This is a genomic window from Streptococcus sp. ELY_90 (assembly GCF_058314475.1).
This window is the reverse complement of sequence record NZ_JBZFUJ010000022.1, coordinates 1-13,910: the sequence shown is the minus strand read 5'-3', so window position 1 is coordinate 13,910 and position 13,910 is coordinate 1. Positions and strand designations below refer to the sequence as shown.

General features: G+C 42.8%; 12 protein-coding genes. 1 reads left to right on the top strand and 11 read right to left on the bottom strand.

All coding sequences use genetic code 11. The annotated features are described in order from the left end of the window. Nucleotides 1-122 precede the first annotated feature (122 nt). The 11 genes from AC4HAF_RS09920 to gyrA form a co-directional block, all read right to left on the bottom strand. A complete protein-coding gene (locus AC4HAF_RS09920) occupies nucleotides 123-1,589 on the bottom strand; it encodes a glycoside hydrolase family 1 protein (RefSeq protein ID WP_491097630.1) in 1,467 nt (488 codons plus the stop codon). A 327-nt stretch (nucleotides 1,590-1,916) separates the two neighbouring features. Beyond that, complete coding sequence (locus AC4HAF_RS09915; RefSeq protein ID WP_491097629.1) at nucleotides 1,917-3,491, bottom strand: ABC1 kinase family protein; 1,575 nt, start codon at nucleotides 3,489-3,491, stop codon at nucleotides 1,917-1,919. A gap of 20 nt (nucleotides 3,492-3,511) precedes the next feature. Continuing rightward, entirely contained in the window at nucleotides 3,512-3,796 is a 285-nt protein-coding gene (locus AC4HAF_RS09910) for a phasin family protein (protein ID WP_491090386.1), read from the bottom strand. A gap of 207 nt (nucleotides 3,797-4,003) precedes the next feature. Then, nucleotides 4,004-4,651 (bottom strand): SGNH/GDSL hydrolase family protein, encoded by a 648-nt coding sequence (locus AC4HAF_RS09905; RefSeq protein WP_491097628.1) that lies wholly within the window; start codon nucleotides 4,649-4,651, stop codon nucleotides 4,004-4,006. Between the two features lie 80 nt (nucleotides 4,652-4,731). Further along, on the bottom strand, nucleotides 4,732-5,541 hold the full coding sequence (locus AC4HAF_RS09900) for a Cof-type HAD-IIB family hydrolase (protein ID WP_491097627.1): 810 nt from the start codon (nucleotides 5,539-5,541) through the stop codon (nucleotides 4,732-4,734). Nucleotides 5,542-5,589: 48 nt separating this feature from the next. Next, the gene (locus AC4HAF_RS09895; RefSeq protein ID WP_491097626.1) at nucleotides 5,590-6,090 is read right to left on the bottom strand and encodes an NUDIX hydrolase; all 501 of its coding nucleotides are present in this window, start codon (nucleotides 6,088-6,090) and stop codon (nucleotides 5,590-5,592) included. Between the two features lie 200 nt (nucleotides 6,091-6,290). Further along, nucleotides 6,291-7,553, bottom strand: coding sequence for an NRAMP family divalent metal transporter (locus tag AC4HAF_RS09890; protein WP_491097625.1), 1,263 nt, complete (start codon nucleotides 7,551-7,553; stop codon nucleotides 6,291-6,293). Nucleotides 7,554-7,757: 204 nt separating this feature from the next. Then, the gene (locus AC4HAF_RS09885; protein WP_491097624.1) at nucleotides 7,758-8,729 is read right to left on the bottom strand and encodes a DUF1002 domain-containing protein; all 972 of its coding nucleotides are present in this window, start codon (nucleotides 8,727-8,729) and stop codon (nucleotides 7,758-7,760) included. Nucleotides 8,730-8,825: 96 nt separating this feature from the next. Next, the gene (gene gloA2, locus AC4HAF_RS09880; protein ID WP_491097623.1) at nucleotides 8,826-9,230 is read right to left on the bottom strand and encodes an SMU1112c/YaeR family gloxylase I-like metalloprotein; all 405 of its coding nucleotides are present in this window, start codon (nucleotides 9,228-9,230) and stop codon (nucleotides 8,826-8,828) included. Nucleotides 9,231-9,349: 119 nt separating this feature from the next. Next, nucleotides 9,350-10,090, bottom strand: a complete 741-nt coding sequence (locus AC4HAF_RS09875) for a class A sortase (protein ID WP_491097622.1) — start codon at nucleotides 10,088-10,090, stop codon at nucleotides 9,350-9,352. 7 nt (nucleotides 10,091-10,097) lie between these two features. Then, nucleotides 10,098-12,560, bottom strand: coding sequence for a DNA gyrase subunit A (gene gyrA / locus AC4HAF_RS09870; RefSeq protein WP_491097621.1), 2,463 nt, complete (start codon nucleotides 12,558-12,560; stop codon nucleotides 10,098-10,100). Between the two features lie 185 nt (nucleotides 12,561-12,745). Here gyrA and AC4HAF_RS09865 point away from each other — a divergent pair, with 185 nt between their 5' ends. After that, nucleotides 12,746-13,735, top strand: a complete 990-nt coding sequence (locus tag AC4HAF_RS09865; protein ID WP_491097620.1) for an L-lactate dehydrogenase — start codon at nucleotides 12,746-12,748, stop codon at nucleotides 13,733-13,735. Nucleotides 13,736-13,910 lie beyond the last annotated feature (175 nt).

Here is a 13,910-nt window from a genome sequence, read left to right as displayed (position 1 = left end):
TATCCTAACCTTTGAAAAAATGAGGCGTTTCAGAGGCTTTTTAGTGTACTCTCAAACTCATAATGGGAACAAAATATAAATTCATCTAAAACTATTGACTTTTCTTATAGTTTGTCTTTTTATTACTTGTTCAATACATTAGCACCGTTGCTTGCAATCAATTCCTTATAATAAAAGAAAGAATCCTTGCGTGAACGGTTAAACGTTCCCTGTCCTTGATCGTCCGCATCGACATAAACAAAGCCATAGCGTTTGGACATTTCTGAGGTTGATGCCGAGACAAGATCGGTACAGCCCCACCAGGTATAACCCATCAGGTCAACACCGTCTTCAATCGCTTCGTACATCTGTTCAACATGGGATTTGAGGTAGTCAATGCGATACTGGTCATGAATAGAGCCATCCTCTTCAACCTTATCCAAAGCACCCAGACCATTCTCAACGACCATCAGCGGAATTTGATAGCGGTCATACAGATTGTTTAAGGTAATACGCAGTCCGACAGGATCAATCTGCCAGCCCCAATCTGAAGCTTTCAAATAAGGATTGGGCTCACTTAACATAAGATTGCCGGCTGTCGTTTCCTCTTGATTGGTTTCTTTGCGGGCCAGAGAACTCATGTAATAAGAAAAAGACATGAAATCAACAGGGTATTTTTCAAGAATTTCCAAATCTCCGTCAGCTATTTCAAGCCGGATATTGTTTTCTCTGAAAAAACGTTTGGCATACGACGGATACTTACCGCGCACTTGAACATCTGAAAAGAAAAGATTTTCATGATCTTTTCGGATTTCTTCCATGACATCATCCGGATTGCAGGTTGCCGGATAAGCCTGCATGCGAGCCAGCATACAGCCGACTTTAGCGTCAGGATTGATTTCATGGGCAGCCTTGGTCGCTAAAGCTGATGCTACAAATTGATGATGGGCAGCCTGATACATTTCCTGCAGATTTAATTTACCGTCTTCAAAAAGCAGCCCTCCGGACAGATAGCCTGTCATACCAATGATATTGATTTCATTAAAGGTCAGCCAGTACTTGACTTTGTCTTTATAGCGTTTAAAAACCGTCTCTGCATAATGAACGAAGAAATCAATAACTTTGCGGTTCTTCCAGCCGCCGTACTCTTTCACCAGATGAATAGGAAACTCATAATGCGACAGCGTCACCAAGGGTTCAATACCGTATTTATGGAGCTCGTCAAAAACCTTATCATAAAAAGCAAGGCCTGCTTCGTTAGGCTCTTTTTCATCACCTTTTGGAAAAATCCGCGACCAGGCAATGGACAGCCGGAAAGTTTTAAAGCCCATTTCAGCATAGAGTGCGATGTCTTCTTTGTAACGGTGATAAAAGTCCGACCCCCATCGCTTAGGATAAAGGCCTTCCTTATCGCTAAGAGCAAAGTCTAATCGTTCCCGATTCATGGGCGTTGCAAACTCGCTTCCCATCGTTTTACGCTCTTTTGGAGCTACAGCACGAGCTGTGTCAGATGTTGCAGGACCTCGTCCGTCAATATCCCAAGCACCTTCAAACTGATTGGCAGCTGTTGCACCGCCCCACAAAAAATTTTCCGGAAATTGTTTTGTCATAGCAACTACCTCCTGTTATCATACATTTGCTATTATAACAGTCAGAAAACCGCTTTTCCTCTAAAATCCTCAGATATACTGATACTATCCTACGATGAATTTCTTAAACAGTAACCTCTATCTGACAGCCTTCACTTCCCAAAACACAGAATTCATAATAACCGTCTCCTGTTGTCCTGAGGGCCGCTCAGCACAAGCCCCCATCAGCATAAAGCTTTTGTCAGATTATCTGCTTTTTCTTAGCTGCCTGCACTGACAGCAAGATGAGCCGGTCCCGGATGTTCCTGCAGCCATTTCTTCCTGAGTTATGATTTCCTAAGGATTGGCTTAACGGCGGCTTTTAACCAGCCAAATAATCTCCCAAATCAAAACAAGCAAGGCAAGTCCCAGCAAAAAGACTGACAAGGGTCGCATTGCTACACTAAGGCTAAATAAACCAGCAGAAAGCATTAAGGCCAGAAAAATTATGCTGAGTACCAGTTGGCTAGCGATGCTGCTGACTGTTTTGATGCGGTTAGTATAGTCATAAAAGTCGTGATTAACTAAGATACGGCCGTTTAGCACCTGTTCCAGCAGCTGGTTCATCCGTCTGGGAATATTTTTACCATTTTTCAAAAGATAAAATAATTCTATCAGCAGGGCTTCCTTGTTAAGCGCCTGCTTCAGTAAATCAGGTCCCATATTTTCAAGGAAATAATTTTTAGCCAGAGTCATCAGGTCAATATCAGGTGCCAAATCCCGGAAAATCCCTTCAATCTGCAGTGAAGCTTTTTCCAAAATAACAATTTGCGACGGTGCTTTCAGGTGATTTTTAAGGAAAATATCAACCAAATCCTGCAAAAGATCCGTAATGGACAAATCTCCCAAGTCAAGGCTCGAATATTTAGCCAGCATGCGCTCAACATCCTGACTCAGCGCCATCTTATTAACTGAGCTTTCAAAGCTTGTAATATCAAGTACAGCCTTGGTCATTCCATCCACGTCTTGAGCTGTGAAGCTGTAGAGAATATCATTCAAAGACGCCCGCATAGCATCTTCTAAGCGTCCGGTAATTCCAAAATCAATAAAGTAAATCTGTCCTTCATGAATCAGGAGATTTCCCGGGTGAGGATCTCCGTGAAAACACCCGTCCTTAAAAACTTGTTTGATAAAAGAGAGCATCAGTTTTCGGCCGATATCTTCTAAATCATAGCCGGCCTTAAGCAAGTCTTCATAATGATTGATAGGAATACCGGAGATGTACTCTTCAACAATCATATGCCGGCTTGTATAGTCCGAAAAGACTGCAGGAACAGCAACACACTTAACCCCTCGGTTGAGCTCGGCAAAATCCAGCATAGCCTGTGCTTCATTGCGAAAATCAATCTCAATAATCAAGCTGTCCTTTAACTGATATAAGACATCCGTCACATTGACCATGGGAATAAAGGCTGAGGGAATTCTGCGAGACAGGCGAATCAAAAGACTGATATCTTCCTCAATAACCTCTGCCAAATGCGGTCTTTGAATTTTAATGACAACTTCCTGACCGGAGTAAAGCTTAGCCAGATGCGTCTGAGCTACGGAACCGCTGGCCAAAGGCTCATCAGAAATCCACTGAAAAACTTGATCGATCGGTTCTTTAAGCTCTGCCTGAATAGCAGACATGACAATATCTTTAGGCAAAGGCTCTACATCGCTTTGCAGTTTACTCAGTTCTTTAATATAAGCATCCGGCAGCAAATCACTTCTGGTGGATAAAATCTGACCGATTTTAACAAAACTCGAACCCAGTTTTTCAAAGGCTTGTCGCAGTTTTTGCGGTGCTGTTTGATCATCGGCTGCTTTGTTTTTATCCTTAAATGCTGTCAGCCCGACCGAACTAAAAACAGCCACTATTTCTCTTAAACGCTTAGTTGACATAAAACTTCCCTTGTCTGCAACTATTCTTCAGATGACTCCTGCAAGAGAGCATCCAGTTTTGCTTCCAAACGGGAAACATCTTCTTTGGTGGCATACTGCACATTTTGTGTCTTAGCATTGACCTTGTCCAAAACTTCTTGAGCTTCTGCTTGGCTCTTACGCTTTAATTCGGACTGTAACTCCTTGCCCTCATCCACTGTAATCCGGCCTTTTTCAACCAATTCCTTAACGAATTCATTTGCCTTTTCATAAGTCATCGACGTCAAACCAATTCCGGCCAATAAAATTTTTTTCAGTTCATCCATGATAAATCCTCCTTAATAATAGAGCCTGCCGCAAGATGCAGCACCATTTAGCTATACCTTTATCTTACTACTTTTTATGAAAAATATGGGCATTTTTTCGAATTTTTCGGCTTATTTCGAAATTTTTATAGCTGAAAACAGACAATAAAAAAACCGCAGAACTTTTGAACTTCTGCAGTATTAAGTTGACTTTCTGAACTGTCAGATTTACAGCTCTCCTTTTAGAGCAGCTGCAATTTTAGCATAGCCTGCCTGACTTAGGTGAAGGCCGTCAATGGTATTCTGCTGCGCTAGATTTCCTCTATCATCCAGCAGCAAAGGGTACAGATCAATATATTCAGCACCTGCTAAAACCTGTAAATCCTGATTCAGCTTTTGAACAGCAGCGTTGTTTCTGATTTTCACCTTTGCAGCATACTGCTCCCCCTCATTGACCGGCAAAACAGACAGCAAATAAATCTTGGTAAAAATATTCCAGCTTCGAATCTGTGCAATCATATCCGCAATTCTGCCGACAATCGCCGATAACTCATAACCTCTGCCGATATCATTGATGCCAATCATTAAAAAAACTTTAGCCGGGGTTAAGTCCAGCACCTGCTCTTGCAGATGCTCCAAAAGCCAGACTGAATCCGTACCGGCAATCCCTCTGTTAATCAGCGGCTTGTCACGGCCCAGATATTTTTTCAAAGGAAAAAATTCGGTAATTGAATCACCGGTAAAAACAATCCCATCTGCCGGTTCTTGCGGATTGGTCTCTTGAAAGAGCTGCAGCCGCTCCATCTGATAGCTGTCTAATTTAGCACTGCCGCTTTCCTTGGAACGCTGAGCGGACGTTTGCTGCCTGTTTAACATGTTTTATGCCTCCTTAGCCTTATGTGCATGATACCTGATAACATCAGCTCTGGAGCTTATCTCCAAGCTTGCGTTTGATGTTATAGAGCAGCCAAATAGTTTTCAATAGTTTCCAAAACAGCACTGTCGTCATTTGACCCAGCTTGATAGCGGGCTGCTGTCTTAGCTTCCTGAGAAGCATTAGCCATCGCATAAGAGTATTTGGCCAGTTCCAGCATTTCAACATCATTGCCGCTGTCTCCAAATACCATGAGGTTATCTCTCGTATAATTCCAGCGATCAAGCAGCTGCTGAAGAGCCCAGCCCTTGTGCATACCCTTTGTAATTACATCAATACAGCCAAAACCACTGCTGGTGCTGACTAAACGCTTACCGGTTTTAAATGCATTAACGGCCTGCATGACCTGTGCCACAGCTCCTTCTTCAACCTTCAAAGTCAGCTTGAAGAAGCGCTCCTGAGGAAGCGGAAGCAGCCTGTCAACAAGTTTTAAGTTGGGCAGGAAAGGCAAAAGCCATTCAATGATATTTTCCGGAACATCTTTACGCAGATATGCTCTCTTCTCGCCTGCCAAAGAAATGACAGCCTCAGGATATTCTTTTTCAACAAAATGTATTAAGTCTGCAATATCGTCTCTCTTTTGAAAAACTTCAATTATAGGCTCATCCTTGTGCACGATATTAGCCCCGTTTTCACCCACAAAAGTCAGCTGTTCTTGGCAGTCAGGAAAGCGATCTTTCAGCTGCCGATACTGATTGCCGCTTGCCACAACAAAGCGGATATCTTTTTTCTGGAGCTGTTCCAACAGCTTTTGGAAGCGCTCATGGTCATATTCTCCTTGTGAATTCAAAAAAGTACCATCCATATCTGTTGCGATTACTTTTATTGTCATTTTAACTCCTTAATAATCCATTTCATAAAACAGCGGCCCAGAAAGCTGCTATTCCAAACCAAACAGTATCTTCAGCTCTGTCACATTGGCAGGCAGGACATTTTCCTTATCCAGAAAATCCGCTAAGTCTTCCGGAGCCACCCACACATGACCGTCTGTCTCGCCTTTTTGATAACTGACGCTGTTCTTATCAGCATCGGTCCTAGCCAGATAATGATCAAAATGGGAATGGTACTGAGGATCACTGTATTGAAAAAGAAGCTGCAGACGCCCAGCCTCCAGACCGGTCTCTTCTTTTAATTCCCGTCGGACAGCTGTCTCTGAATTCTCGCCTTTTAAGACTGAGCCACCGGCAGTCGCTTCGTAATAACCCGGAAAAATTTCTTTTTCAGAAGAACGATGCATAAACAGCACCGCATTGTCCTCATGTAACAGCAAAACCTCAACGACCAAGTGAAAATCATCTGCTGTCGAGAATGTCTCGCGCACAATAGTTTTTCCCGGAATTAATTGCCGATTTTCATCATAAGCATCCCAAAGTTCTGTCATCAGTGCCTCTTTCTTCACTTGCAGTTTCCTTTATTATATCCCTAAAGACGGTGAAAATTCAAGTTTTTTACCAGCCATCTACTGCTCATATCTACTCGTGATGCAAAATAAAGCACCCCAATTATTAGATTCTTCATCTAATTTCTGGGGTGCAGATTGTCTGTTCATTCCGGTTTTTCTTTTTTAAGCAGCAGGCTCAATCAACCGATAAGGCCTGTAATATAGGCAAGAAAGAAGAGGGCAAATCCAGACAGATAAATGATTCCGGCAATTGACAGTCCGGACAGCCACGGTGATAACTTGTGTTCCTTGCCGTTAACCAAGGAGAAGTTTAAATAAGCATAAATCGGCGTTGTCAGGAAAGAGGCAATCATGGCAAAACGCATTAAGGTAGCAACATCACCTGCAAATAAGAGAACAATGAGAATTCCGACAACAGAAGTCGCTGTTATCCAAATGTTTAATGACTTTTGGCTGGATTCTTTTTTATTGAAAAGAAGACGGAGACTTTCATTGTTGGCACGGGAATAGCCGTCAATAACGGTAATAGTCGTACCAAAAATACACAAGAAGGCAATAAAAGCAATCAAAAGCCGCGACCAGTTTCCGATGGCATAGGCATACATGCTGATAAATTGTGCAATATAAGCCGCACTGGCACTTTTGACCGGCTCGCCGGAGCCAAACTGAATCAAAGCTCCCAAAGCCAGGAAGATAAAGGCAAGAGCAGCTGTTCCGATGTAACCTACATTAAAGTCGAGCAAACCGTCTTTATAGGTGACTTTAGTTGTCCGGCGTTTTTCAACAGACCACATCGAATTGATTGCCGATATTTCAATAGGTGCCGGCATCCAGCCCATCAAAGAAACAATAAATGGCAGAGCACTTAACCGCCATGGCGAAGGTGCATGAAAATTAGGCGCCAGCTCTCTGTGTTTGAAAACAGCAATAATAACTGCCAAAGTTGTTGCCAAAGTCAGCGAAATCATGACAAACTTAGACAGGCTGTCAAGAAACTTATAGCCGCCGATCAAAAGCATGGCCCAGGTAACAACAATCAAAATCGTTGTCAGCTGTGAAATGCTCAAACCAAATCCATGCGGAAAAATATTATACAAGATAGCAGCCGCTAAAATACCTACCGCAGCCGTATTGACCACAGCTGAAAAAATATTCATAATAAAGAATATCCAGAGGTAAAAAGTTCCCTTTTTCTTATATCCTTCAATCAGGCTTTTATTATTTTGCAGCGTATACTGTGACCCAAATCTAAAAAACGGGTACTTAAATAAATTAACCAAGAGGATAATAATGGCCAGCTGCCAGCCGTAAATAGCACCCGCCTGTGTTGAAGAGACGATGTGCGAGCCTCCGACCGCTGCTGCAGCCATGAGAACTCCGGGGCCAAAGGCTTGAAATTTTTCTTTCCAGGTTGTTGATTGTTCCTCAGTGTTTTCTGCCATAAACTTTTCTCCTTATTTGTTTATAATTGTCAGATTTTTCAGAATCTGTTATACAATTATTATATCATTGAATCTAGAGCTGTCAAGAGGATTTTCAGAAAATTTCAATCAATCTCTCTAATAATCAAGAAAGTCAAAAAGCTGAGCCGTCTGCCGGCTCAGCCAAGTTATTTTGGGCTGCTTTCAGAAAAGTTCAGCTATTCTCTATGAAAACAAACTGCTAAAGGTGTCTACAAGCCACTGCCAAATTCTGGCAAAAAATCCCTTACCGGATTCGATCGCCTTATTAGCATCAAAATTCAGATTAAATCCTTTAAACGTAGACTTAGCCTTAGCTACTATACTGTCCTTTAGGGAATTCAGTGATGATTTAAAGCCGTCATTGTGAATTACCTTGCTCTTTGATAAATTGAATGCAAAATTAACAATCAAGGTGATTTGATTTTCTGTCATCGAGGACTTCAGCCCGTAATTGTCCAAGGTATCTTCTACAATTTTTTGAACCTGATCTTTAGTCAGACTGTCACCTGCATCTGCTACTGCCGATTTAATATCGGTCAAAGCAACATTGAGTTTGTCTGCATCGTAGCCTTTCTTGCCTTGATTTTGCTCATTGATGTCCGAAAGGGCACCCAGCTCTTCCTGGGCTAGGTTCTTGCTTTCTTCAGAAACACTTGCCCCGTTTTCTTCAAGCGAATAATAAATACCGGCCAAAGCTGATTCTCCTGTCACCGCAATAGGTGCAGCAACCGTAATCTTGGCATGCTCAATGCCAAGTGTAACCGCGGCATTGCGGTACATGTCCTGAGTAACCTTGGTAATATTTTGGGGAGTTACGATTTTTACATCCAGTGTTTCTTTATCGCCTAATTTTTGGATTTTAACGGATGAGTACAACTGCAAGCTGGAATCATCTGCCACATTCATGATTTTAGCATAGCTGCTGGTATCAAGTGTTTTGACATTAGTGTCTGTATCTGCATTGTAGCCCAGCAAATTCAAGGTCTGGCTGCGCTGCTCTTCACTCAAAGAATAACCCATGACATAGTCCGGCTGAACATAGGCCTCATCAATTACCTTTTGAACAGAACTCGAGCTGTCAGCAGCAACCAAAGTCAAACTCATCAAGGAAATCACAAAAAGTGCTCCGCAAGTCAATAATTTTCGCAGTGTCATATAATACCTCTCTCATTAATCGTTTCTTTTTTCAAATCTCAGAGCTTCATTATAGCATTTTCCGATCTTTTCGCAAAAGAAAAAGTCAACAGTAGCTTACTCATGCAATTCTAAGGGCAATCCATCAGGATCAAAGAAAAAGGCCATCTTTTTCCCCGTATAATCATCATAGCGCAGTTCCTCAACTTCGATTCCCAAATCAAGCAGCTCTTGTCTGACAGCTTCCACATCGTCTACACGAAAAGCCAGATGACGCAGGCCGCAAGCTTCTCTTGGTCGGCTGACACGAGCAGGCGGTGCACTGTAAGAGGGATCGCTCAATTTGTTTCCGAAAATTTCCAGCTCTATATCGCCGCATTTCAAATCCAGTTTATAATCGTGGCGTTCAGGCCTGTGATTTTCCCGAATAACTTCGAAGCCCAATTTATGAACATAAAAATCATAGGATTTATCGTAGTCTGAGACGATGAAAGCGACGTGGTGAATAGCATTTAATTTCATTAGTTGGCCTTCCTTTAATTATTGCCTTATGCACATTATAACAGAAAAAAGGACTGAAAGCAGTTTTGTTCAGTCCTTTCAAAGTATTTATTCTTGCTGGTTACAAAGCTGATTGACCATTAGAGTGAGATTTGATTGTAAGACCGGCGAAAGGCTTTTTTGACTTTCTTAGGAGCTTTTTTGAAATCAGTTTCTCCTTGATAGCTGCCATGAACAATCGTTCTGGCTGTCGCTCCGGCATCCGTACAGGTCACCAGCGTAATTTCAGTCTGACCGGGCTTGTCATCTACCACTTCAACATGCTCAGGACTGACCGTTTTTACCTCATCGATAATATAGGTGTAAATTTTATTTTTATCCGTGAGATAAATTTTCATGCCGTTTTCTGCACGTTCTAAGGGCGAAAACAGCATCTGAGAAGACCCTGTCATGCCAAACACATGGTGGCTGGCCAGGGCATAATTATTTTGCCCCATGGCTTGATTTTCTTTCATTGTGCCGGCACCATAAGTCAGGCCAACATTGTCTAAGCCTTTAAAAATCGGCAAATTGATTTTCAACTCCGGAATTGCAATACCGCCGATAACAGGCAGTTTTTGCGCTGCCATTTGAGCTGCCAAAACTGACTCAGTGCTGATCGATTTAACTTTTTTAAAATCAAAGGAAGAATCAGCCTTTTTATTTTTTTTGATATCTTCCTTGCTGACCTTGCTGACCTGATATCGATTGGTATTCCAAGCAATCAGGCTGTTTCTGATTGGTTTATTAAAAATCAGGGCCAGACCAATCAGAAGCAGGAGAATAAAGAAAAAGCTTCGAAGAAAATGTCGCTTTTTCTTAGGTTTACGCATGTTATTCATTGACTTTCTACTCATTTTCATCACCATTTGAAGCCGGCTCTTCTGCTACTTCTGGTTTTACCAGTGCAAAAGTGACAATTTTTGCCTGCTTATCCAAGCGCATGACCTTGACACCCATAGCAGAACGGCCTGTTTGAGAAATATTGGCAACACTTGTACGGATAATCACACCGGTATCCGTAATAACCATAATATCCTCATCACCATTAACAGTTACTAAGCCTGCAAGAGGACCGTTTTTAGCGGTGATATTGGCTGTTTTAATTCCCTTGCCGCCGCGGCCTTTAGTCGGATACTGTTCAGCAGGTGTTTGCTTGCCATAGCCTTGTTCCGTGATGGTTAGCACATTTTGATTGTCAGTGATATGGGCAGCACCGATAACAAGGTCCTCTTCACGCAGATTAACACCTTTAACACCCGTTGCCGACCGTCCCATATCACGGACTGCCGTCTCATTGAAACGAACGGAATAACCTTGGCGTGTTCCGATAATAATATCGTTTGTTCCGTCTGTCAAAAGCACATTGATGAGTTCATCTCCATCACGCAGGTTGATAGCCTTGAGTCCGTTTTGGCGAATATTGCCAAATGCAGAAACACTGGTTCGCTTGACAAGTCCCTGTCTGGTTGTGAAAAAGAGGTATTTATCATGAAAATCATCAGCTCTGACATTGATAATCGTCTGAATCGTTTCGCCCTCATCCAACTTCAGCAGATTAACGACCGGCAGTCCTTTAGCAGTGCGGCCGTATTCAGGGATTTCATAGCCTTTCAGACGGTAAACCCTGCCCTGATTAGTAAAGAAGAGCATGGAATCGTGGGTGCTGGTTGAAACCAGTTCACGGACAAAATCATCATCATTGACACCGGTTCCCTGGACCCCGCGGCCGCCGCGTTTTTGGGCACGGAATTCGTCTTGTCCCAGACGCTTGATGTACCCCTTATTAGACAAGGTAATCAAAACATCTTCTTCTTCAATCAGATCCTCATCTTCCAGCGACAGGACTTCTCCGACCATAAGTTCTGTTCGGCGGTCATCAGCAAACTTCCGTTTGATTTCATCCAATTCTTCTTTAATAATCGTGATAACGCGCTCTGGTTTGGCCAAAATATCTGCCAAATCAGCAATTAAAGCTAATAATTCGTTATATTCTGACTGGATTTTATCTCTTTCCAAACCGGTCAGACGGCGCAGACGCATATCGAGAATAGCCTGACTTTGCCGTTCTGATAAGTCAAAGCGGCTCATCAATTCTGCCTGTGCAATAGTATCGGTTTCACTGCTGCGAATAATCTGAATGACCTCATCCAGATGATCAAGCGCAATGAGTAAGCCTTCTAAAATATGTGCGCGGCTCTCAGCTTTGGCCTTGTCAAACTCTGTCCGTCTGACAATCACTTCCTTTTGGTGGGCAATATAATTATCTAAAATCTGTCTCAAAGACAGAATCTTTGGCACACCATTTTCAATGGCCAGCATGTTAAAACTAAAGTTTGTCTGCAGGCTTGTCAGCTTAAACAGATTGTTCAAAATAACGCTGGCGCTGGCATCTCGGCGAACTTCAATGATAAAGCGCACTCCTTCGCGGCTCGATTCGTCACGAACAGCCGTAATCCCTTCAACACGTTTCTCCTGTGCCAAACGGACGATATGCTCATGCACCTTGGTCTTATTGACCATATAAGGGAATTCCGTCACAACAATGCGTTCTCGTCCGGACTTGGTCGTCTCAATTTCAGTGCGGGCCCGCAGGACTATGGTACCTTTACCGGTATCATAAGCGCGGTGAATGCCTGATTTGCCCATGACAAGTGCCCCTGTCGGAAAATCCGGTCCGGGCAAAACGTCCATCAGGTCGCGTGTCGTCACGTCAGGTTTGTCCATGACTAATTTGACAGCATCAATGGTTTCTCCCAAATTGTGAGGCGGAATATTAGTTGCCATACCAACCGCAATACCAGTTGCCCCATTTACCAGTAAATTAGGGAAACGAGCTGGCAGAACCAAGGGTTCGCGCTCACTGCCGTCATAGTTATCTGCAAAATCAACGGTATTTTTATTAATGTCGCGCAGCATTTCAAGCGCAATCTTGCTCATGCGCGCTTCTGTATAACGCTGTGCGGCAGCCCCGTCTCCGTCCATAGAACCAAAGTTTCCGTGACCGTCAACCAGCATGTGGCGGTAAGACCACCACTGAGCCATCCGGACCATAGCCTCATAAATGGATGAGTCTCCGTGCGGGTGATATTTACCCATGACATCACCAGTAATACGTGCCGATTTTTTATGCGGTTTGTCCGGTGTGACACCCAGTTCGTTCATTCCGTATAAAATGCGGCGGTGAACTGGTTTCAAACCGTCGCGGACATCAGGCAGAGCACGAGAAACAATAACACTCATAGCATAGTCAATAAAACTCGTTTTCATTTCACTGGTTAAATTGACATCTACTAAATTTCTATCTTGCATTAAAAAATGCCCCATTTCTAGTCTAAAACTCCCTTATATTATATCACAAAAAATGCTCATTTTCAGCTATTCTACTATAGTTTTCCCTAGGTCAGGGAAAATATTAGTGACTTTTTTAACTAAAAGTGATAGAATAAATTCGTATAAGATATACACTTAATAAATTATAAGGAGATGTTTAGAACATGACTGCAACTAAACAACATAAGAAAGTCATCCTTGTCGGTGACGGTGCTGTAGGTTCATCTTACGCCTTCGCTCTTGTTAACCAAGGAATCGCTCAAGAACTCGGAATTATTGAAATTCCTCAGCTGTTTGAAAAGGCTGTCGGAGACGCTCTTGACCTTAGCCATGCACTCGCCTTCACTTCACCAAAGAAAATTTACGCTGCTAAATACGAAGACTGTGCAGATGCTGACCTTGTTGTCATTACTGCAGGTGCCCCTCAAAAACCAGGTGAAACTCGCCTTGACCTTGTGGGTAAAAACCTTGCTATCAACAAATCTATCGTTACACAAGTAGTTGAATCAGGCTTTAAGGGAATCTTCTTGGTTGCTGCCAATCCGGTTGACATCTTGACTTACTCAACATGGAAATTCTCCGGCTTCCCTAAAGAACGTGTCATCGGTTCTGGTACATCTCTTGATACTGCTCGCTTCCGTCAAGCTCTTGCTGAAAGAATCGGCGTTGATGCTCGTTCCGTTCACGCCTATATCATGGGTGAACACGGTGACTCAGAATTCGCCGTTTGGTCCCATGCCAATGTAGCCGGTGTTAAATTGGAGCAATGGCTGCAAGATAACCGCGATGTTGATGCTGAAGGTCTTGTCAAACTGTTCGTATCCGTTCGTGATGCTGCCTATTCTATCATCAATAAAAAAGGTGCTACTTTCTATGGTATCGCCGTAGCTCTTGCTCGTATTACCAAAGCAATCCTTGATGATGAAAATGCTGTGCTTCCGCTGTCAGTATTCCAATCCGGTCAATATGAAGGTGTTGAAGACGTCTTCATCGGACAGCCTGCGATCGTCGGTGCACATGGTATCGTTCGTCCGGTAAACATTCCTCTGAACGATGCTGAACTGCAAAAAATGCAAGCTTCTGCTAAACAGCTGAAAGCAATCATTGACGAAGCCTTCTCAAATGAAGAATTCGCAGCTGCAGCCCGCAACTAAACAATCAACCTTCATACCTTATGATAAAAAAGGCAGGCCTTAGGCCTGTCTCAGACTGAAGACAAACTTCTTTTTGGAGGTTTGTCTTTTTTTAAAATTCTCCAGAAAGTATGTCCTGAGGTGACAATAACTAAGGCATTTACTTGAATTTGACCAAAATAAAAAGGCGTTCCTG